Annotated in this window: 17 protein-coding genes and 2 pseudogenes; 10 read left to right on the forward strand and 9 right to left on the reverse strand. The window is 34.9% G+C overall.

Features of this window, described 5'->3' with window-relative positions; translation table 11 throughout:
* Positions 1–7: 7 nt before the first annotated feature.
* Complete coding sequence (locus LPC09_RS08725; protein ID WP_162987284.1) at positions 8–145, reverse strand: protein YkpC; 138 nt, start codon at positions 143–145, stop codon at positions 8–10.
* Positions 146–392: 247 nt separating this feature from the next.
* Positions 393–1,400 (reverse strand): rod-share determining protein MreBH, encoded by a 1,008-nt coding sequence (gene mreBH, locus LPC09_RS08730; RefSeq protein ID WP_098798072.1) that lies wholly within the window; start codon positions 1,398–1,400, stop codon positions 393–395.
* Between the two features lie 577 nt (positions 1,401–1,977).
* Between mreBH and LPC09_RS08735 the strand changes: the two genes are divergently transcribed.
* A complete protein-coding gene (locus tag LPC09_RS08735) occupies positions 1,978–4,305 on the forward strand; it encodes an immune inhibitor A domain-containing protein (RefSeq protein ID WP_176551124.1) in 2,328 nt (775 codons plus the stop codon).
* A gap of 220 nt (positions 4,306–4,525) precedes the next feature.
* The gene (gene recQ / locus LPC09_RS08740; protein WP_098798074.1) at positions 4,526–6,664 is read left to right on the forward strand and encodes a DNA helicase RecQ; all 2,139 of its coding nucleotides are present in this window, start codon (positions 4,526–4,528) and stop codon (positions 6,662–6,664) included.
* Positions 6,665–6,768: 104 nt separating this feature from the next.
* On the opposite strand, the gene LPC09_RS08745 is transcribed toward recQ, so the two are convergent.
* On the reverse strand, positions 6,769–7,830 hold the full coding sequence (locus tag LPC09_RS08745; protein WP_098798075.1) for an AbrB family transcriptional regulator: 1,062 nt from the start codon (positions 7,828–7,830) through the stop codon (positions 6,769–6,771).
* A 329-nt stretch (positions 7,831–8,159) separates the two neighbouring features.
* Here LPC09_RS08745 and LPC09_RS08750 point away from each other — a divergent pair, with 329 nt between their 5' ends.
* Positions 8,160–8,822, forward strand: coding sequence for a potassium channel family protein (locus tag LPC09_RS08750; protein WP_098798076.1), 663 nt, complete (start codon positions 8,160–8,162; stop codon positions 8,820–8,822).
* 43 nt (positions 8,823–8,865) lie between these two features.
* Here LPC09_RS08750 and rnjA read toward each other — a convergent pair whose 3' ends face one another.
* Positions 8,866–10,533 (reverse strand): ribonuclease J1, encoded by a 1,668-nt coding sequence (gene rnjA, locus LPC09_RS08755; protein ID WP_098798077.1) that lies wholly within the window; start codon positions 10,531–10,533, stop codon positions 8,866–8,868.
* Positions 10,534–10,538: 5 nt separating this feature from the next.
* Positions 10,539–10,748 carry a DNA-dependent RNA polymerase subunit epsilon gene (locus tag LPC09_RS08760; protein ID WP_231309436.1) on the reverse strand — a complete coding sequence of 70 codons (210 nt, stop codon included), beginning with the start codon at positions 10,746–10,748 and terminating at the stop codon, positions 10,539–10,541.
* Positions 10,749–11,155: 407 nt separating this feature from the next.
* Here LPC09_RS08760 and LPC09_RS08765 point away from each other — a divergent pair, with 407 nt between their 5' ends.
* Positions 11,156–12,079, forward strand: a complete 924-nt coding sequence (locus LPC09_RS08765; RefSeq protein ID WP_098798079.1) for a DMT family transporter — start codon at positions 11,156–11,158, stop codon at positions 12,077–12,079.
* Between the two features lie 52 nt (positions 12,080–12,131).
* On the opposite strand, the gene def is transcribed toward LPC09_RS08765, so the two are convergent.
* Entirely contained in the window at positions 12,132–12,686 is a 555-nt protein-coding gene (def, locus tag LPC09_RS08770; RefSeq protein ID WP_231309437.1) for a peptide deformylase, read from the reverse strand.
* Positions 12,687–12,947: 261 nt separating this feature from the next.
* Positions 12,948–13,034, reverse strand: a pseudogene (locus LPC09_RS08775) (YjcZ family sporulation protein); the annotation flags it as partial.
* A gap of 446 nt (positions 13,035–13,480) precedes the next feature.
* Between LPC09_RS08775 and LPC09_RS08780 the strand changes: the two are divergent.
* The 5 genes from LPC09_RS08780 to lpdA all read left to right on the forward strand — a co-directional run bounded on the left by LPC09_RS08780 (position 13,481) and on the right by lpdA (position 19,609).
* The gene (locus LPC09_RS08780; RefSeq protein ID WP_231309438.1) at positions 13,481–14,137 is read left to right on the forward strand and encodes a YkyA family protein; all 657 of its coding nucleotides are present in this window, start codon (positions 13,481–13,483) and stop codon (positions 14,135–14,137) included.
* Between the two features lie 599 nt (positions 14,138–14,736).
* On the forward strand, positions 14,737–15,852 hold the full coding sequence (pdhA, locus tag LPC09_RS08785; protein ID WP_098798083.1) for a pyruvate dehydrogenase (acetyl-transferring) E1 component subunit alpha: 1,116 nt from the start codon (positions 14,737–14,739) through the stop codon (positions 15,850–15,852).
* Positions 15,853–15,855: 3 nt separating this feature from the next.
* A complete protein-coding gene (locus LPC09_RS08790) occupies positions 15,856–16,833 on the forward strand; it encodes an alpha-ketoacid dehydrogenase subunit beta (protein WP_098798084.1) in 978 nt (325 codons plus the stop codon).
* Positions 16,834–16,882: 49 nt separating this feature from the next.
* A complete protein-coding gene (locus LPC09_RS08795; RefSeq protein WP_098798085.1) occupies positions 16,883–18,193 on the forward strand; it encodes a dihydrolipoamide acetyltransferase family protein in 1,311 nt (436 codons plus the stop codon).
* A 3-nt stretch (positions 18,194–18,196) separates the two neighbouring features.
* Entirely contained in the window at positions 18,197–19,609 is a 1,413-nt protein-coding gene (lpdA, locus tag LPC09_RS08800; RefSeq protein ID WP_098798086.1) for a dihydrolipoyl dehydrogenase, read from the forward strand.
* A gap of 49 nt (positions 19,610–19,658) precedes the next feature.
* Here lpdA and LPC09_RS08805 read toward each other — a convergent pair whose 3' ends face one another.
* A complete protein-coding gene (locus LPC09_RS08805) occupies positions 19,659–20,033 on the reverse strand; it encodes a hypothetical protein (protein WP_098798087.1) in 375 nt (124 codons plus the stop codon).
* Positions 20,034–20,292: 259 nt separating this feature from the next.
* On the opposite strand from LPC09_RS08805, the gene LPC09_RS08810 reads away from it, so the two are divergent.
* Positions 20,293–20,541 (forward strand): hypothetical protein, encoded by a 249-nt coding sequence (locus LPC09_RS08810; RefSeq protein WP_231309439.1) that lies wholly within the window; start codon positions 20,293–20,295, stop codon positions 20,539–20,541.
* A 122-nt stretch (positions 20,542–20,663) separates the two neighbouring features.
* Here the strand turns inward: LPC09_RS08810 and LPC09_RS27570 are convergent.
* Positions 20,664–21,170 (reverse strand): annotated as a pseudogene (locus tag LPC09_RS27570) (BCCT family transporter); the annotation flags it as partial.
* Positions 21,171–21,198 lie beyond the last annotated feature (28 nt).

The raw sequence follows: 21,198 nt of genomic DNA on the forward strand, positions 1-21,198 counted from the left end.
TTTTTGATTACTCACCTTGAACTGAAACGATTTCGTTATTTTGGGATGGGCTACCAGGCATATTTGCCATAGAAACACTCATCCCCCCCATAATGATGACAGCTAATGTTAAACTAATAATGATACGTCTGCTCAGGTCTTTCACACATGTACCTCCCTTACGATTCAATAATTAGACGGATGGAGTTTGATTAAAGTTTCAGGTAACTGCTAAAAATATACAAAGTTATTACTGTATTACTATTAAACCAGATATAATTTATTCAAGAATAAGAGAAATGATGCTGAAAAATATGTTAATTTTGTGTAAATATAAAATTTTGATAAAAGGGTTTAATATTAAAGCTTTATATATAGACAAAAAGGAAACCTAATTTGGTTTCCTTTTTGCATTATTTTGCTACTTTAACTAATCTATTAATAACTGCGAGTGATCTACCGGTGCCAATTGCCACTGACTCTAACGGATTTGGAGCAATATGAACAGGTACAATCATTTCGTTACTTATCCATTCCTGTATCCCTTTCATTAGTGAACCACCACCTGTTAGAATAACTCCTCGGTCAACAATATCACCACTTAACTCAGGAGGACAGTCTTCAAGTGTAGCTCTTATTGCTTCTAAAATATGAAGTAATGATTCTTTCATTGCATCCTGCATTTCATTTGACGAAACACTAATTGTTTTAGGTAAACCTGTTACGAGATCTCTGCCTCGTATTTCCATTGTTTCTTTTTCGTGCTTAATTAGTGCATAGCCGATTTCCATTTTCATTTGTTCAGCAGTTCTCTCACCGATTAGGAGATTATAATTTTTTCTAACATATTGAATAATATCTTCATCAAGTTGATCTCCGCCAATTCTGATTGAGTGACATGTTACGATTCCGCCGAACGAGATTATGGCTACTTCTGTTGTTCCCCCTCCAATATCTACTATGACATTTGCAATTGGTTCGTCTACAGGAAGATCCGCTCCAATTGCTGCAGCTACAGGCTCCTCAATTAAATGAACTTGCTTTGCTCCTGAACTACGAATAGCATCTTGAATTGCTCTTCTTTCAACTGATGTAGCACCTGATGGAGTACAAACAACAACAGTTGGTTTTCTCATAGACATACCAAGCTTTCCTGACGCCTTTTTCATGACATGTCTTAACATATCCGTTGTGATGTCATAATCTGCTATAACTCCATCCTTTAGAGGTCTTACTGCAATGATTTGTCCAGGTGTTTTTCCAATCATACTTTTTGCTTCTGTTCCAACTGCTAATACTTTTTTAGTACTTGTATCTATTGCTACCACAGAAGGCTCATTTAAAATGATACCTTTATTTTTTGTGTAAACTAAGATATTTGCTGTTCCTAAATCTATTCCAATTTCAGTAGTAGAAAACATAACCTAAAAAACCTCTTTCCTTTATTAACGTTATTTATAGAATTTGTTGAATATTGTTGGTTTTTGGGGGCTGTTATCAATATGAAAAGAGATCGTCATCTTTTTGTCATATAAGTGTTTAGATGATTTTTAAATATAATATCTTTATTGAATAAAAGCTTTAAAGTGAAAATGAATATATTTAAGGTTGAAAATTTGCTAATTTGGATGTGTTTTTGATGAGTGGACATTTTTATTGGTAGAAAATCTTACAAAAACCTTTATTTATAAGGGGTTTTGCTCTGTGTGCAGTAGGGGTAAAATGACCTATTTTCATTTTGTGTATTGGGAAAATGGACTTATTTTAATTTTCAGAAAATAGAATTTTCGGACTATTTATTATATTCATATAAAGATTATAATAGTTATGTAGTTATAATAATTTTTAGTAGAAAAGTATTTTGAAGTTACAAAGTTCCATCTTGCAATGCTTTCTATTAAAAGAAGGGGGATTAAAGTGAGAAAGTTAAGAAGAGGAATTGAAGCTCGAAATAAGCAGCTGAAAAAGGCGCTAAAGGTTACTGCTAGTTCGGTAATTATGGGAGGACTATTGTTCAGTACATACTTGCCGGTAGCGTCAAATGTTCAAGCTGCTAGTCCTGTACTAGAGTCAGCACCAATTGATTACAATATTGTTCCTGAAGAGAGATTAGCACAAGCATTGAAAGATCAAGGGGTTATTTCTAAAAATGCTTCTGCTGCAGAAGTAAAGAAAAAGGTTAAAGAATATATTGAGAAAAAAGAAGGCGAAAAAGCCGGTAAAGTGTCTCATAAAACTTCTCATGAAGAAGTGATGGATAAAAAAACGAAAGACTTCCTTACAAAACAAAAGGACAAGCTAGCAAAACAACTAAATAAAGGTCATGGAAACTTCAAAAAAGGTAAACCTAATGGTGCAGTGAAAGTGAATGCTGCTAAACAAGCACCATATAACGGAGAAGTTCGCTCAGATAAGGTCTTGGTTTTATTAACAGAATTTGCAGATTTCAAGCATAACAATGTTGTTCAAGAAGATGGTTACATGTATGCGGATGACTTTAATAAAGAGCATTATGAAAAGTTAATGTTTGGTGATGAAGACTTTACCTTGTTTAATGGAGAGAAAGTTAAAACCTTTAAACAATATTATGAAGAGCAATCAGGTGGTAGTTACACAGTTGATGGAACAGTTTCAGAATGGTTAACTGTACCAGGTACTGCAAAAGAATATGGTGATGACAATCCTGAAGGTGGGCATGATAACCTTAATCCTAAAGGACCTAGAGATCTTGTTAAGGATGCGCTAAATGCAGCAGTTGCTTCTGGTCTTGATTTAGCCGAATACGATGAATTTGATTTATATGATCTTGATGGTGATGGAAATCAAAATGAGCCAGATGGACTAGTAGATCACTTGATGATTATTCACGCAGGTACTGGTCAGGAAGCTGGTGGTGGTACTTTAGGTGATGATGCCATTTGGTCACATAGATGGACGTTAAACGGAGTGTATCCGATTGCTGAAACACAGGCGGAGGTTGATTATTGGGGTGGTCAAATGGCTGCATTCGACTACACAATCCAACCTGAAGATGGTGCAGTTGGTGTATTCGCACATGAATTTGGACACGATTTAGGTCTTCCAGATGAGTATGACACTCAATATACTGGTCAGGGTGAGCCAGTTGCTTCTTGGTCAATTATGAGTGGAGGAAGCTGGAATGGAAACATCGCCGGAACTGCTCCAACAAGCTTCTCACCTCAAAATAAGGAATTCTTCCAAAATGTTATGGGAGGAAACTGGGCGAAGATTATGGAGGTTGATTATGCAGATATTACAAAGAACGGCATTGCGACTTTCCTAGATCAAAGTGTAACGAAATCAAATAACCCTGGTATTGTAAAAGTGAACTTACCAGCTAAAAATGTAAAAGGGTTTTTACCAGCTGAGAATGGTGGGGAAAACTATTACTACAGCCAAAAAGGCGATGATCTTCATACAGCATTAGAAACACCACTATTTGATTTAACAGGTGCAACTTCAGCAGAATTTAATGCATTACAATGGTTTGAAGTTGAATTTGACTATGATTATGTATATGTAAAGGCTATAACAGAGGATGGCACAGAAGCTGTGCTAGATGTTATTGGTGATGACAATACTGCTGATGGTATGGAAACAACAAATGGTCAATGGGTTGAAAAAACGTATGACTTAAGCGATTATGCTGGTAAAAAAGTAAAACTAGTATTTGAATATGTAACTGATGGCGGTTTAGCTCCGAATGGGTTTGCGATTGATAATATTTCAGTAACAGCTGACGGTAACGAAATCTTTACAGATAATGCTGAAGGCGAAGCAAAAGTTTCATTAGATGGTTTCATTGTTTCTAATGGCTATTCTCAAGCTAATAATCATTACTACTTAGAGTGGAGAAACTATGCTGGTTCTGATAAAGCATTAGCATACTCTCGTGGTGCTAAGTATAATACTGGTTTAGTTGTTTGGTATGCAGATGAAAGCTATACGGATAACTGGGTTGGAGTACATCCGGGAGAAGGGTTTCTTGGAGTAGTTGATTCACATCCAGAGGCTGTATTTGGATTATTAAATGGCCAAAAAACGGTTACTCAAAGTACTCGCTACCAAGTTGCGGATGCGGCATTCTCTTTAGATAAAACACCAGGATTCTTCGTTGATTCTCCTACTCGTGGAGCATATGAGTTCCTAAGCTTGAAAGGAAATACTAAGTTTGATGATTCAGAAACATATTACAATACTGCGATTAAAGATGCAGGTCGAATTGTTCCTAACCATGGCTTGAAATTTGAGGTTATTGGTGAAGCGAAAGACAATTCTGCAGGTGCAGTTTGGATTCATAAGTAAAAAGCAAGTAACTCCTTCCTTTCTTTGAAAGAGAGGGGTTATTTTTTTTTGCCTTAAAGGTTAAATTGTATTATATGGTTTAATAGGCATTAGAATTTTAATTTTCACTTTAGTAAAACTTCATAATAACCTTTGAAAAGTAAAATCTACTAAAAAAAGATAAAGCTTAGACGTGTTATACTAGTATAAACAGAAGTAAAATAAAAGCAAAGGTGATTAAATGCTGCAAAAAGCTGAAAAGTTGTTAAAAGATTATTTCGGTTATTCATCGTTTCGAAAAGGCCAAGTGGATATTATTCGTAATATATTAGAGGGACATGACACGCTAGCCATTATGCCAACAGGTGGTGGGAAATCCATCTGTTATCAAGTGCCTGCATTATTGATGGATGGTATTACTGTTGTCATATCTCCACTAATTTCTTTAATGAAAGATCAAGTAGATGCTTTAACAAGTGTTGGAATACCATCAACTTATATAAATAGCAGTCTTTCCATTCCAGACATAAATGAACGAATCGCAGAGCTAAGAGATGGCTCTTATAAAATTGTTTATATTGCACCTGAGAGATTAGAAACGAATTCGTTTCGAGACCTCTTATTAACGTTAAATATTTCTATGGTAGCAGTAGATGAGGCACACTGTATATCTCAATGGGGGCATGATTTTCGACCTAGTTACAGGTCGATAAATAAGATGATAATGGACCTTTCTACTAAACCAATTGTCGTTGCCCTTACAGCAACAGCAACAAAAGAAGTAATAGCTGATATTTGTCATTTGTTAGATTTATCAGAGGAGGATTCGTTTGTTACTGGTTTTTCCCGAGAAAACCTAACATTTAATGTAGTTAAAGGTGAAAATAAGCGCGACTATATTAAAAAATATATTAAAGCAAATAAAAATGAAGCTGGCATTATTTATGCTGCTACTCGAAAAGAAGTAGATGAATTATCTCAATTTCTTAAAAAAAGCGGCTTCAAGGCAGGGAAATATCATGCTGGTATGTCAGAACAAGAGCGAGCACAACAGCAGGATCAATTTTTATATGACGAGTTTGATGTTATGGTTGCAACAAACGCTTTTGGTATGGGAATAAACAAATCCAATATTCGGTATGTCATTCATCATAATTTACCTAAAAATATAGAGGCTTACTACCAGGAAGCAGGCCGTGCCGGGCGGGATGGGGAGCCTAGTGAATGTACGATTCTGTTTGCTGGACAAGACATACAGCTTCAAAAATTCTTAATAGAACAAACATCTCTAAGTTATGAAAAGAAGGTTCATGAATATCAAAAATTACAGCAAATGGTAGATCTCTGTCATACTGAAAAATGTTTACAATCTTATATTGTTGAATATTTTGGTGAAGAGAATGCGGAAGCAGATTGTGGCAATTGCATGAATTGTAAGGATACACGAGAAAAAATTGAGGTAACAACTGAAGCTTTAATGGTTTTTTCTTGTGTGAAAAGAATGAACGAAAAATTCGGGAAAACTCTTGTAGCGCAAGTACTAAAGGGTTCTAATAATAAGCGGATTTCTCAGATGGGATTTCAAAAATTATCAACCTATGGGTTAATGAAGAACAAGACAGAAAAACAAATTGTAGAATTTATTGATTTTTTAATTGCTGAAGGTTATTTATCTTTAACAAATGCTCAATACCCTGTTATCGAACTTAGTAAAAAGGGGTTACTTGTATTAGTTGATAAAACGCCAGTATTTAAGAAGGAAAAACTAGTGATTTCATCAATTGAAAGCAATGATGAACTATTTGAAGTACTAAAGAATATAAGAAGAGAACTTGCTTCTGAACATAGAGTACCGCCTTATATTATATTTTCTGATAGTAGCCTAAAAGACATGAGTAATAAATGTCCGATTAATGAGTCTGAGTTTTTAGAAGTAAAAGGTGTTGCTCAAACAAAGCTTGAACGTTATGGACAACCATTTATTAAGGCAATTTGTGACTATATGAAAGTTGAACAAGAGCCACTTAATCAAATAGTGATACAAAAATCACATTCACAAATATCGGCTGATAAGACACCTAGTCATCTTGTTACCTATCAATTATATATGAATGGGTTAAAGATGAATGAGATTAGTATACAACGGGAAATTACTGAAATCACTGTACAAAACCATATCATTCGAGCGGTGGAAGAAGGACAACCGATTGAATGGAGAGGCATATTTACCGAAGAACAAGAGAACTTAATCATAGAGAAAATTAAGGAATTGAATACTGAATTGCTAAAGCCCTTAAAAGAAGTGTTACCTTCTAGCATTAATTATTTTCAAATAAAAGCGGCAATTTGTAAGTTGAATCTAGAAGTGATCAGTTCGTGAAAAAAGCTCACATCCCCGGGAATGATACTGAGGTATGTGAGCTTTTTTTCATAACTGTTTAATATTAATCTTATAGTAAAGACAGTCTTTAATATGAATTTCTTCTAATTTAAACTTTTTGATGGAAGTTTGTTCATGCTAAATTTTAAAAGACTTGGGACCACACTTATAATAAATAGTAGACGGATAAATTGTAAGGAACTAACTACCGCTGGATCAGCACCAATTGACGACGCCGTTAAAACCATCTCAACTAGTCCGCCAGGTGCAAGAGAAAGCATGGCTGTTGCTAAGTTTAGGTCTGTTAAAAAGCTGAAAACATAACCGAAGGCAAAGCTTGCTACAATAAGAATCATTGTTGTAATAAAATACAAGCCACAGTATTTTCCACCCTTTTTAAGATCATTAAATGTGATCATAAGTCCAAATCCAACACCGATTGATATTTGAGCAAAAATCATAAATAAATCATGAAAAAGGGGTAATTCTATACCTATAATCTTCAATGAGGCAGTTGTTAAAAGAGGACCAATTACATATGATGCAGGTAAGAATTTTCTAAGCCCCCAACCTACAAATCCTGCAAGGAAATACCAGCTATATGAAAATATTGATATATCACTTTGTGCTAAAAGTGTTGTTGTTTGTAAATAAGACGAGGGTTCGAACATATGTAGTATTGTAAATGGGACCAAAAAGACAACTGTTAATAATCTTACAGTTTGAAAGATGGTAACTAATGAAGAGTTTGCATGAACAGCCTCACTAGCGGCAACCATTTCTGTTAATCCACCGGGAATAGAAGCAAAAATACTCGTGTTTCGATCGATGTTAACAAGTTTACTAATGATTAAACCGTTACAAACGCTAAGAAAAATTAATAAAACTGTTGTAAGTAAAAAGGGAATCACGTATGGACCTACAAGAACAAAGGTTTCTTTTGTGAATGAAAGTCCAAATGATATTCCTAAAATCATAAATGAACCGTTTTTAAAAAAACTCGGTTGTATAAATGTACTTATTTTTTTAAAAAGTGATCGCCATATTATTAGAAAAGTCATAGGACCTAAAATCCAAGCTAGAGGGAGATGAGCAAGATAAAATAGAAACCCTCCAAATGTTCCGATTATGTAGGGAAATATGACATTGGGTAGTTTTGTACTCATTCTATTCCTCCCACATTACTTGTTTACTAATTTTCTGTTAAAATATGTTTTAATTTTTACACTGTTATTCACTGACTTTCGTCATGCGGTTTTTTATTGTTACTACACCAGTCTTTCTATTTTATCATAAAGTCCGTGAAATTTTTTAAGGTCATCAGGCTTATCTTTGTACAAATTTTGGTTTATAAAAACAAAAAGATAATCATGAGTTGTCCTGTAAAAAAAAGTTGATATGTGATAACATTTTTAATAGTAGTAGCTTATAAAAAGGATTTTGGTTTCTTAAAGCGTTTTCTAACTATTTATTGTGATATTGCGGAGGATTTTAGATGAAAAAAGAATTTGCGGTAATTGGACTTGGGCGTTTTGGAGGCAGTATTTGTCGGGCTCTAAGTGAAGAGGGTATGGAAGTAATGGCTATTGATACAGATGAAGACAAAGTAAATGAGTTTGCAAACGTTGCTTCACATGCTGTTGTTGGAGATTCCACAGATGAAACAGTGTTAAAAAGTCTTGGTATCCGTAACTTTGATCATGTTATTGTTGCGATAGGAGATAATATTCAAGCGAGTATCTTAACCACATTGATTCTTAAAGAATTAGGAGTTAAGCATATTACTGTTAAAGCTCAAAATGATTATCATGAAAAAGTACTATCCAAAATTGGAGCTGACCGTATCGTTCATCCAGAACGTGATATGGGGAGAAGAATTGCTCATAAAATTATTTCAAACAACGTTCTTGACTATTTAGAGCTCTCTGATGAGCATAGCATCGTTGAAATTGTTGCAAATGACAGGCTTAATGGAAACTCCATCATTGATTTAGATATTCGTGCTAAATATGGAATCAATATTGTTGCTGTAAAAAGAGGAAAAGATATTATTGTTTCTCCGCAAGCAAATGAAATTATTCAAAAAAATGATATATTAATCGTTATTGGTGCGGATACAGATATTAACCGTTTCGAAAAACGTTTATTAGGTGACTAAAAAAGCAGTACCCGATTTTTCAATCGGTGTACTGCTTTTTTAATTAAACTTCCATAATAATTGGTAAAATCATTGGGCGACGCTTTGTTTTTTCGTATAAGAATGGAGCGAGTGTGTCAGTGATTTCATTTTTAATTTCGGACCATTGACTTGTGCGACGTTCCATAATTTTGTTCAGATGCTTGGAGATTAGTGATTGAGCATCATTAATTAAATCACCAGATTCGCGCATGTAGACAAAACCTCTAGAGATAATATCTGGACCTGCTGCGATTTTGAAGTCTTTCATGTTGATGCTTACAACGACTATCACAAGACCTTCTTCTGACAGAATTCGGCGGTCTCGGAGGACAATGTTACCGATATCACCAATACCACTTCCATCAATATAAACATTACCTGAAGGGATTTTCCCAGCAATTCCAACTTCTTTATCTCCTATTGCTAGAACCTCTCCGTTATCCATGATAAAACAGTTTTCTTCCTCAACACCACAGTCTACTGCATGTCTAGCATGCATCTTCTGCATACGGAATTCACCATGTATTGGCATAAAGTATTTTGGCTTCATTAATCTAAGCATAAGTTTTTGTTCTTCTTGACCACCGTGACCTGAAGTATGAATGTCGTTAAGTGGTCCGTGGATTACCTCTGCTCCTGCACGGAACAGTTGATTAATCGTTTTGCTAACGCTAAGTGTATTTCCTGGTATTGGAGAAGAAGAGAAGACAACATTGTCCCCAGGTATAATTTGAATTTGTCTATGAGTGCCGTTTGCGATACGCGATAGAGCTGCCATTGGTTCACCTTGAGATCCTGTACAAAGAATTGTCACACGATGAGCTGGCATACGATTAATTTCATGTGCATCTACAAAAGTATCTTTAGGACAACTAATATATCCTAAATCTTGTCCAATTTGTATGGCTGCCTCCATACTTCGCCCAAACACAGCAACTTTACGTCCGTGTGCAACCGCAGCTTCAACTACTTGTTGGAGGCGGTGTATATTTGATGCAAATGTTGCAAAGATAATGCGACCATCAACCTTACGGAAAATTTCGTGTATACTGTCACCGACACGTCTCTCTGACATCGTAAAGGTAGGAATCTCACTGTTTGTACTGTCAGAAAGTAAACACAGAACTCCATCCCGACCAATCTCAGCCATCTTTGTTAAGTTTGCAGGTTCACCTACAGGTGTAAAATCAAATTTAAAGTCACCAGTATGTACGATGTTTCCAGGTGGCGTTTTAACGACAATACCATATGAATCAGGAATACTATGAGTTGTTCTAAAAAAGGTTACAGATGTTTTTCTGAACTTAATAATATCATCTTCCTGAATTTCGATTAATTTAGTTTGTCGAAGAAGTCCGTGCTCTTCAAGTTTGTTTCTGAGTAAACCTAAAGCAAGCTTACCCCCATAAATAGGAATGTTTACTTGACGAAGTAAATATGGAATTCCACCAATGTGGTCTTCATGTCCGTGCGTAATAAATAATCCCTTTATTTTATCTTCGTTTTTGGATAAATAAGTGTAGTCAGGAATGACATAATCAATTCCAAGTAACTCATCCTCTGGAAATTTTATTCCAGCATCAATCAGGATGATTTCATCTTGAAATTGTACTCCGTACGTGTTTTTTCCGATTTCACCAAGTCCGCCTAATGCAAAGACAGCAACTTGATCATTTTTTACAAATTTCATAACAATCAGATCTCCAATACTTTATAATTTTCGCTTTGCTTTTCATATTCTAAATATGCCCCATCAACTGCAGTGACAAATTCAATATTATAGCCGCGTTCTTTAAGTTTAAATCTCACATTTGCTTCAGTTGTTGCTTCAATATAAAGAGTGTTTGTTCGTTCGCGAACAGGAACCTCTGTAATTTTATCTTGATAATAAACTTTAAAAATCATTTACCAAATCTCTCCTTAACTTCCGAATGTTAGACTAACTTTTTCTATTATATGCGATATTTCTATTCAAGCCAAGCCTATAGGGCAAGAGCGACTCTACTTTTGGTAAATAAGTCTATAACTCACAGTTAAAAATAAAATATAGGCACCAGTTGGAATAGGCTTTATTAAGCGATTGTTTTTCTCTTTACTAAGTGTTTCCACTGTCTTCTAAGAGATTTCTTTAATTTTTTTAACATAGAAAATCCTCCTACCTAATTTTTATTTACCGACCTCATGTTATCGGTTTTAGTATATGTCATTTTTTGTGATATTTTCATGGGAATTAATGTGAAAGAAATTGACAATTTCTTCATTTTCACTTAGTTTGAAAACATGCTTTTTACACATCAGGAGGATAAACTGAAATGAAAAAATTATATAGTTCATTATTTATTTTAAGTATGATTTGGGGGATGTCATTTCTATTTATAAAGGTCCTTGTAGAAGATTTAGGGCCATGGGGTGTTGTGTTTTGGCGGTGTTTATTTGGCACAATCACACTATTCATTATTCTTTTTGTTTTTAAAAAGCAAGAGTTGAGAAAAGTAAGGTTTAAAAGTCTACCGTGGCTGAAGCTTTTTCTTGTAGCACTTTTTAATAATGCACTTCCTTTTGCATTCATAGCTATGAGTGAAATGAAGATTTCCAGTAGTCTTGCCTCTGTTATAAATGCAACTACTCCATTATGGACAATTGTCATTGGGGCACTCTTTTTCTTTATTCCTGTTAAGGGGAGACAATGGGTTGGAGTTTCAATTGGGTTTTTTGGTATTTTAATTTTGTTGAATCTTGATTTTGAAAGCTTAATAAATGAAAACTTTATTGGGGCAGGAACGATGCTTTTTGCTACATTTTGTTATGGGTTAGGCGCTCAAATGGCAAAAAGATATTTACAGGAATTATCTATTATAATTGTATCGATTGTTACTTTGTTTTTTTCAACAATGATCAGCTTAGTATTTATTTTATTATTAAATGAATCTGTTCATCTACCATCAGTTTTTTCGGCTCATACTTTTATATCGTTAATTGGATTAGGTGTGTTTGGTTCTGGATTTGCTTATCTTTTTTACTATTATATGGTTAAAGAAGGTAGTGCAGAATTTGCTTCGCTGGTAACTTATATCGTTCCAATTACGGCAATGTTATGGGGGTATTTATTACTTGGGGAAGGTATTTCTCCACATATGATTTTAGGTTTATTGTTTGTTTTTGCTGGAGTTTATTTAAGCTCAGCTAAATTGGCGAAAAAAAGCAGTATTAATACTTCAATAGAGAGTAAACATTAAAGTGAAGAAAAAACACTCATAGACAAACTAAAGAAGGGAGTATATCCCTTCTTTAACGTTCAATTGGAACTGCATTTTCAGGTTCTTGAAACGGGTGATCTCCATTAATATGATCATAAAACATAACTCCATTTAAATGATCAATCTCATGCTGGAAAACAATGGACAATAGACCTCTTAGTCTAATATCAATATTCTTTCCTTCAAGGCTTGTAGCTTTAACGCGAATTCGGGCATAACGAGGAACAAAGCCTGGAACTGCTCGATCAACCGAAAGGCAGCCTTCACCGCTAGTTAAATAGCTTTTCTCAATAGAATGGCTAACAATCTTTGGATTAAATAGAGCATAACTGTGCTGGTTTCCTTTTTCATCAACAACATGAATAGCAATCATTCTTTTTGATACATTAATTTGAGGAGCTGCAAGTCCTATACCTGGGCGTAATCCGTACTTCTCAGAAATTTCCGGATCTTGACTATTTTTTACGTATTGGATCATTTGAGATAAGGTTTCTTTATCCTCATCAGAAGGAGGTAATGTAACTTCCTTCGCCACTTCTCTCAAAGTTGGATGACCTTCTCTTATAATATCTTCCATTGTTATCATGGTAAACACTCCTTTAAACATAAAGCTAAAGTATTTAATTAGTGAATGACTAAGGCAAGTCAAGCTATATTTTTCCGACCGACCTCCAGGTCATTATGTATATATAAATAGATATAATTTCATTGTATTATACTACAAGATTATATAGGAAATAGTAGAAATCGAAAAGATTTTGGGATTACTTAAAGTATCTCGTAAAAATATAGAAGGGCTAACAGTTAAAAATTGTTAGCCCTTTGACATATTTCTCTACTTTTATTTTTAATAGCCGATGTAAGCTGCACCAACAATAATTAGTAAAATAAACAATACAACGATTAACGCAAAGCCGTTTCCGTATCCAGCTGTTGGTGCAACATATCCGTGACCATAATTTCCACACCCGTAATTGCAATCATAATAATGCATTCTAACGACCTCCTCATGATGATTACGCCCTTTGTTTTGGCGTATAGTACACTGTATGAAAGTAGTTCAAAAGTGTATAGACATTAGCCTAGATATGATTAAATTGACTCTAACTTTCCTAAGGAGCAGTTGATTACTGATGTTATTAGATACTTTACCTCCTTTGTATACCCCTATGATTGGTTTTGAGAAATGCTCTCTGAAAACCACAAGAAATAATGGTCTAAAAACTAAGACAGGCTCATATGAATGTAAATAATAAATACAAAAATTGGAAAAGTGGATTCCATCCAAATAATTCCAAATATATATTCAAAACCTATTGAGAAAATATGTTAGACCAATTATAGTAGAAATGTCTGTAAGTTAGGAGGATATACATTCTGATGCTAAGAAAAAGTAATTACGTTTTGTTTATAATATTATTGTTTTTACTTTCTGGCTGCTTCGGTCCAGCACCAGAAGAAAAGATTTATACGATTTTGGAGGAAGCTGTTACATTAGAAGATTCATTTAAAGAACAACAACAGCCATTACTCGAACTCGAAAAGAAGGAAGCGGACCTCTATAATAAGATTATGGATTTGGGAATGAAAGAATTTGCACAAGTTGTTTCCTTATCTAACCAAGCTTTAACTTCAGTAGAGGAACGAGAATCTAAAATACAAATGGAATATGACAGTATTATGTCTTCGAAAGATAAATTCAATGAAATTAATGAAGAAATAGAAAAAATTAAGGATGAAACACTTTTACAATCTGCACAAGAGCTTAAGTCTGCAATGGAAGGTCGATATAAATCATACGAAAAACTTTATGAAAACTACAAAAAGTCAATTTCTTTAGACAAAGAACTGTATTCAATGCTTCAAAAGGAAGATTTGGAGATGGAGCAGTTGGAAACACAAATAGATAAAGTTAATAAGTCATATCAATCTGTTATGGAACAAAATAATGAATTTAACAAACTAACGGAACAATATAATGATTTAAAAATAAAGTTTTATGAAGAAGCCAATTTAAATGTTGAAAAAAGTGAATAATGCTATGCTTATGAAGATCCTTCCACTTGGGAGGTTCTTTTTTGTGCACTGTTGATTCTCTTATTCCGAATGGTATTCATTTAAAGCTGAATAAATTATTAGCTAAATATGAAAACGCAGTGTTCGAGAAGGTGAAAATTGTCGAGTATATATAATAAATACAAGTTTTATATAAAACTGTATTACAAACAATGTTACAGTGTTTGTATTTGTGATAATACAGTTTGAAGAAACAGGGAAAAAGATTAAGGATAAAATTTATTATTCTTTAGCTATTATAGATATAAACTGATTGACGGGCGTGAAAACATTGGTGTAAACTTGTAAATGAATTGTTAATGTGTATCAGTTTATTTTAAATTTAAACTAATACAGTGTGGGCTAAACAGACCACCAAACCATACATAGAGAACGTTTTTATACATCTCGTGAGTGGTATAAGGGTAAGAAAAGTCGAATTCAAAAAAATTGTGTCATCCATATGATTTTAGGGTAACCTATTGCTGTGAATATTGGAATTCTCTTACTAATACTTTTGAAGTTCAATTCTCAATATGGATTGAACAACACTCTTAAAATGGAAAGGAAGAGGTTATAAAATGGCTGCAAAAACAAAAGGCGCTGTTGTAGACAGTAAGAAACAGTTTGAAGCTATTTCTAAGGTTTTTGAAACATTCCAGATTTTAAATGAAGAAGGTAAAGTCGTAAATGAAGCGGCAATGCCAGAATTAAGTGATGATCAATTAAAAGAATTAATGCGTCGTATGGTTTATACACGCATTTTAGATCAACGTTCTATTTCATTAAACCGTCAAGGTCGTTTAGGTTTCTATGCTCCAACTGCAGGACAAGAAGCTTCTCAGATTGCATCTCAATATGCTTTAGAAAAAGAAGATTGGATTTTACCTGGATACCGTGATGTTCCACAAATCATTTGGCATGGTCTTCCGTTATATCAAGCATTCTTGTTTTCTCGTGGACATTTCCATGGTAACCAAATGCCTGAAGGAGTTAACTGCTTATCTCCACAAATTATCATCGGTGCACAATACATCCAAACAGCTGGAGTTGCATTAGGTCTTAAGAAGAAAGGCAAACAAGCTGTTGCGATCACTTATACAGGTGACGGTGGTGCATCACAAGGTGATTTTTATGAAGGTATTAACTTTGCTGGTGCATATAAAGCTCCTGCAATCTTCGTTGTACAAAATAACCGCTATGCGATCTCAACTCCAGTTGAAAAACAATCTGCAGCACAAACTATTGCACAAAAAGCAGTTGCAGCTGGTATCGTAGGTGTTCAAGTTGATGGTATGGATCCATTAGCAGTCTATGCTGCAGTTCGTGATGCTCGTGAGCGTGCAGTTAACGGAGAAGGTCCTACATTAATTGAAACATTAACATTCCGTTATGGACCACACACTATGGCTGGTGATGATCCTACACGTTACCGTACAAAAGAAACAGAAAATGAGTGGGAAGCTAAAGATCCATTAGTTCGTTTCCGTAAGTTCTTAGAGGACAAAGGAATCTGGAACGAAGAAGAAGAAAATAAAGTTATTGAACAAGCAAAAGAAGATATTAAAGATGCTATTCAAAAAGCTGATAAATATCCAAAACAAAAGGTAACGGACTTGATGGAAATCATGTACGAAGAAATGCCTTATAACCTAAAAGAGCAATATGAAATTTACAAAGCAAAGGAGTCGAAATAATCCATGGCACAAATGACAATGATTCAAGCCATCACTGATGCATTACGCACCGAATTAAAAAATGATGAAAACGTCCTTGTATATGGTGAAGACGTTGGTGTGAACGGTGGGGTATTCCGTGCGACGGAAGGACTTCAAAAAGAGTTTGGAGAAGACCGTGTATTCGATACACCACTTGCTGAGTCTGGTATTGGTGGACTAACAGTTGGTTTCGGTTTAACTGGATTCCGTCCAGTTATGGAAATTCAATTCTTTGGTTTCGTTTATGAAGTAATGGATTCATTAAATGGTCAATTAGCTCGTATGCGTTATCGTTCAGGTGGACATTGGACTGCTCCAGTAACAATTCGCTCCCCATTTGGTGGATTCGTACATACACCAGAGCTTCACGCTGATAGCTTGGAAGGTCTTGTTGCACAACAACCTGGACTTAAAGTTGTTATTCCTTCAACACCTTATGATGCAAAAGGACTTTTAATCTCTGCTATTCGTGATAATGACCCAGTTGTATTCTTGGAGCACATGAAATTATATCGCTCATTCCGTCAGGAAGTTCCTGAAGAAGAATATACGATCGAAATTGGTAAAGCTGATGTAAAACGTGAAGGTACAGATCTTTCAATTATTACTTACGGAGCAATGGTTCATGAATCATTAAAGGCTGCGGATGAATTAGAAAAAGAAGGTATTTCTGTTGAGGTTGTTGACTTACGTACAATCAGCCCGTTAGATATTGAAACAATTATTGCATCTGTTGAAAAAACAGGTCGTGTAATTGTCGTTCAAGAAGCACAAAAACAAGCAGGTATTGCGGCTAATGTAGTGGCTGAAATTACTGAAAGAGCAATTTTAAGCTTAGAAGCACCAGTATTGCGTGTTGCTGCTCCTGATACTGTATACGCATTTACTGAAGCGGAAAATATTTGGTTGCCAATTTATAAAGATATTTTAGAAACTGCTAGAAAAGTTCTTGAATTTTAATTAATACTTCAAAACGAATTTTTAACATAATTATAGGAGGTTGAATGATTTGGCATTTGAATTTAAACTGCCTGATATTGGTGAAGGTATCCACGAAGGTGAAATTGTAAAGTGGTTCGTTAAACCAGGCGACAAGGTTGAAGAAGATGATGTCCTTGCTGAAGTTCAAAATGATAAAGCGGTTGTTGAAATCCCATCACCAGTTAAAGGTACAGTTACAGAAGTAAATGTAGAAGAGGGAACAGTTGCAACTGTTGGTCAAACAATTATTACTTTTGATGCACCTGGTTACGAAAACCTAAAATTCAAAGGTGACCATGGTGATGATGAGCCTAAGAAGGAAGAAAAAGCTGAACCTGCACCAGCTGCAGAAGAGAAAACAGAAGCACCTGCTGCTGCACCTGCAGAAGTAGAGGTAGATCCTTCTAAGCGTGTTATTGCTATGCCTTCTGTACGTAAATATGCTCGTGAAAAAGATGTGGATATTCGTCAAGTTTCAGGTAGCGGTAAAAATGGTCGTGTATTAAAAGAGGATGTTGATTCATTCTTACAAGGTGGAGGAGTTACTGCTCAACCAGCTACTACAGAAGAAACACCAGCTGCAAAAGAAGAGAAACAAGCTCAACCAGCTGCAGCTCAAGCAATTCCAGAGGGTGAATTCCCAGAGACTCGTGAAAAAATGAGTCCAATCCGTAAAGCTATTGCTAAAGCAATGGTTAACTCAAAACATACTGCTCCACACGTAACTTTAATGGATGAAGTGGATGTAACAAATTTAGTTTCTCATAGAAAACAATTTAAAAATGTTGCAGCAGAGCAGGGTATTAAGTTAACATATTTACCGTACGTAGTGAAAGCTCTTACTTCAGCACTTAAAAAGTATCCTGTACTTAATACTTCACTTGATGACAAAACAGAAGAAGTTGTTCAGAAGCATTATTACAACATTGGTATTGCTGCTGACACTGAAAAAGGTCTTCTAGTACCAGTTGTGAAAAATGCAGAGCGCAAATCTGTGTTTGAAATTTCTGATGAAATTAACGGACTTGCTACAAAAGCGCGTGAAGGTAAGCTTGCACCAAATGAAATGAAAGGTGCTTCTTGCACAATCACTAACATTGGTTCTGCAGGTGGTCAATGGTTCACTCCAGTAATTAACCACCCAGAGGTTGCTATTTTAGGTATTGGACGAATTGCAGAAAAACCTGTTGTTCGTGATGGAGAGATTGTTGTAGCTCCGGTTCTTGCTTTATCATTAAGCTTTGACCACAGAATGATCGATGGTGCTACAGCTCAAAATGCTCTTAACCACATCAAGCGTTTACTTAACGATCCACAATTAATTTTAATGGAGGCGTAATCGATGGTAGTAGGAGATTTCCCAATTGAAACAGATACTCTTGTCATAGGAGCAGGTCCAGGCGGATACGTTGCAGCAATCCGCGCTGCACAACTAGGACAAAAAGTAACAGTAGTTGAAAAAGCAACACTTGGAGGGGTTTGTTTAAACGTTGGTTGTATTCCTTCAAAAGCGCTAATCGCTGCTGGACACCGTTATGAAGAAGCTAGACACTCTGAAGATATGGGTATCAAAGCTGAAAACGTAACTGTTGACTTTTCAAAAGTCCAAGAATTTAAACAAGGTGTTGTGAAAAAACTAACTGGCGGTGTAGCTGGATTACTTAAGGGTAATAAAGTTGACGTAGTTAGTGGTGAAGCATACTTTGTTGATAACGAAACTGTAAAAGTTATGGACGAAACGTCTTCACAAACTTACAAATTTAAAAATGTAATTATCGCAACTGGTTCACGTCCAATTGAAATCCCTGCTTTCAAATACTCTAAGCGTGTATTAGATTCTACAGGTGCATTAAACCTTCAGGAAATTCCTAATAAGCTTGTTGTAATCGGTGGCGGATATATCGGAACTGAGCTTGGTACAGCGTATGCTAATTTTGGTACTGAAGTAACGTTTATCGAAGCTGCTGACGAAATTCTTGCTGGTTTTGAAAAACAAATGAGTGCGATTGTTAAACGTAACCTAAAGAAAAAAGGAAATGTTGAAATTCACACAAAAGCAATGGCAAAAGGTGTGGAAGAAACAGACAACGGTGTTAAAGTAACATTTGAAGTAAACGGTGAAGAAAAAACTGTTGAAGCTGATTACTTATTAGTTACGGTAGGACGCCGTCCAAACACTGATGAACTTGGTTTAGAGCAAGTTGGTGTTGAAATGACGGATAGAGGTGTTATCAAAATTGATAAACAATGCCGTACAAACATTCCAAACATCTATGCAATCGGTGATATTGTTGAGGGGCCACCTTTAGCTCATAAAGCTTCTTATGAAGGTAAAATTGCTGCAGAAGCAATTGCTGGAGAAAAAGCAGAGATTGATTACTTAGCTATTCCTGCTGTTGTATTCTCTGAGCCAGAATTAGCTTCTGTAGGTTACACAGAAGCTCAAGCAAAAGAAGAAGGCATTGAAGTGAATGCTTCTAAATTCCCATTTGCTGCAAATGGTCGTGCGTTATCACTTAACAATACTGATGGTTTCTTAAAACTTGTAACTCGTAAGGAAGATGGATTAGTAATTGGTGCACAAATCGCTGGACCAAGTGCTTCAGACATGATTTCAGAGTTAGGATTAGCAATTGAAGCTGGTATGACAGCAGAAGATATTGCAATGACAATTCATGCTCACCCAACATTAGGTGAGATCACAATGGAAGCTGCTGAAGTTGCAATTGGTAGTCCAATCCATATCGTAAAATAATAAAGAAAAGGCTGACTATTAAAGTCAGCCTTTTTGCATGTATTTTTTTCTATTTCGATAGAGCGCTTGAAACAGGCTCTAATATATCTTCTTTTGATACGACGGTTCCTTCGATTTGTACTAAAACTTGTTTCTTATCAATAACAAGAAGCGAAGGAAAAGTTTCAATTTCGAATTGATTATGATCTGTTTTCTCTGAGATTATTTTCATATTCTCAAATTCCTCTGGGAAATTCTTTTTAATGTCCAATAAGGCATCATAATAGACTGCTTCACGCTGAATATTTTCATCATCGGAAAAAAACACTAGTTGTTTGTCTTGTGGAATATCTTCATTTAAGGGACCTTCTGAAAACAGCAAATTTTCACATGAAGAAAGAACAATGACTGGTATGATGAAGGCAATAAGTATTGATCTTTTCATCCATGTCCACCTCTTTTTAATAGAATAAAATAGAACAAAATAATTATTTATGTCAGAATTTCATTTATAAAATTCAAAAATATGTATCTAAATTAAACACATTTTATCATAATAATTCAATTTTCTTCCTATTGTCATCTATTTGTTACATAAATGAAAAATATAATGAAGTTTCTATACAAATAATTAAGATTAAGTTTCAAAATCCCTGAAAGAATCTTATATTTTTGCATAAGAATTGATAAAGGGGGAGGATGAAATGAAAAAAACATGGAGCTTGCTTTCTGTTACTCATCTCCTTTTGTGGAGTAGCTATAGCGTGATAGAATGGCTTTCAAAAAAAGATAGCTTATTAGCAAAAATTATCTTATTGGTCATGTTTTTCTATCTTTCATATTTAATTGCCTATACTTTAATAAAGGCGAGGAAAAATGCGATATACTTTTCTCTTTTTTCTCTCCTGCTATTTGCTATTGCAAATCAAATTATTTTGTTTATTTCGGATTGAAAAAATGAGTACCATATTGGTACCCATTTTACTTTTTAACAATATTTTCTTGTTGCAATGATTTTAATAATGAGAAAACAATTAGGATTATATTCACTGCAAAAGAAAGTGATCTAATACTGCAAACAGAGCGCCGATACTACGTTTAAGTTACTTAAATATTTAATTCCTTTATTAAGAACAGTTTGTACTGATAACATAAATAAGACAGTTACAATTAATATAATGGTAATTTGAGTTGTAAAGTTATTTCTCAATTCCTTTAAATAAATAAGAAATACCTCCGCTTATTTGAGCAGCCCCAAAAGCCTAAAGAAGTGGCTACTCCAAAAACAGTCGCCAAATACAGAAATAAAATTAATTAGAATCCCAATTTTTCATCAACTTTATCATAGCTGAATAAATAGCCCAGGGATGTAAACCTTAATGAAAAAAAGAGTAGCGCAATGCATCCCTTCCTGATTGATCTGTAAAGCCTTCACCAGTTGGTAGACCACTATAATGATGAGTGGGTTCAGAAACACCTCAGAACACTAAACCAATACCCATCCCTGCACTAAACTAAAATGCATCGCAAACCAGGATAAATGGTTATATTCTGGTTCATCAGTATCTTTACCCAACCTAAGGTAAATCTATACGACAATCCATGATGCA

It is taken from the genome of Metabacillus sp. B2-18 (genome assembly GCF_021117275.1).
Taxonomy (GTDB): Bacteria; Bacillota; Bacilli; order Bacillales; family Bacillaceae; genus Metabacillus.